The sequence below is a fragment of the Rhodoplanes sp. P11 genome (assembly GCF_964266735.1).
Taxonomy (GTDB): Bacteria; Pseudomonadota; Alphaproteobacteria; order Rhizobiales; family Xanthobacteraceae; genus Rhodoplanes; species Rhodoplanes serenus.
The window spans coordinates 1-346 of record NZ_CAXWGY010000008.1; the positions used below are offsets into that span (position 1 = coordinate 1).

The 346-nt window shown below is 74.6% G+C and carries 1 protein-coding gene; it reads right to left on the reverse strand.

Translation table 11 applies throughout. The features are described from left to right. The coding region (locus tag ACFQUV_RS09270) for a hypothetical protein (protein WP_378394677.1) at positions 1-282 on the reverse strand (282 nt) is incomplete at its 3' end. Between the last annotated feature and the right edge of the window lie 64 nt (positions 283-346).

The following is a 346-nucleotide window of genomic DNA, read 5'->3' on the forward strand; positions in this document are numbered from 1 at the left end:
ACCCGAGCGTTGGCCCGCCGAGCCGCCGTCACGCGCACCCGGCGTCTGGGTGCCGGAGCCCGCACCCGAGCCGGCTCCCGAACCCTGCCCGCTGGTCTCGCGGCCACCCGACGCGCCCGTACCGCCCGACGCACCCGCGCCGCCGGAGGCGCCGCCGCCCATGCTGGCGCCTCCGCCGGCGCCGCCCGCGCCTCCACTGCCACCACTCTGCGCGACCGCGAGGGTCGTGCCCGCCACCAGGGCGGAGATCGCAGTCGCGATCAACAAGCGATTCTTCGTCATAGGCTGTCCTCCTGGTCGGTCTGTTCGACCCTTGATGCCGGGGTTTGCCGACGAGGATCGAACG